The sequence below is a fragment of the Psychroflexus planctonicus genome (assembly GCF_014640195.1).
GTDB classification, from domain to species: domain Bacteria; phylum Bacteroidota; class Bacteroidia; order Flavobacteriales; family Flavobacteriaceae; genus Psychroflexus; species Psychroflexus planctonicus.
This window is the reverse complement of record NZ_BMGM01000028.1, coordinates 1-702: the sequence shown is the minus strand read 5'-3', so window position 1 is coordinate 702 and position 702 is coordinate 1. Positions and strand designations below refer to the sequence as shown.

Here is a 702-nt window from a genome sequence, read left to right as displayed (position 1 = left end):
GGCTACTTCAATGGTTATAATTTCATTACTTGTAGCTTGGTAATTTTCAGGATTACTGATTTCTACATCATTTTCATCGAAGTAAGCAATGGTAAAATCAGTTGAATTGGCTGTTGTTGGAAGCAATTCAGCTTCAACTTGCGATAAATCGAAAAATGCCGAAGTTTCTCCTGATTCTGTACAATTTACTAAATCATCTACTTGATTAATTTCCACAGGAAAACTTTGCAATTCAAATGAATCTACGACAAAACAATTTGCTGAATTTGTATTTTGCAAACGAATAAAAATAGTTTCGTTTAAAGATGAAGCCGTGTAATTAAGCAAATCAGTACCTTGACTTTCCAATGAATTTACATTGTCTTCTGCATCTTGTAAAGATGTAAAATAAGCTACTTCAACTTCGTTAGAATCTTGCGTACCTAAAGCTACTGAGGTGTTTTCGGTTAAATTGAAAGTAGCATTCAAATCGAAATCGCTACAAGCTTCCAAGTCGTTTAGATTTTGGATTTCGGGAGTAACTTCAATTAATAGACTAAAATTTGTTGTTTCAACACAAGTTGGGTTGTTTACATTGGCTACTTCAATGGTTATAATTTCATTACTTGTAGCTTGGTAATTTTCAGGATTACTGATTTCTACATCATTTTCATCGAAGTAAGCAATGGTAAAATCAGTTGAATTGGCTGTTGTTGGAAGCAA

The 702-nt window shown here is 32.8% G+C and carries 1 protein-coding gene; it reads right to left on the bottom strand.

What is annotated here, in order from left to right; translation table 11 throughout:
* A partial coding sequence (locus IEV72_RS13580) for an FIDD domain-containing protein (RefSeq protein WP_505891264.1) occupies positions 1-702 on the bottom strand: 702 nt, incomplete at both ends.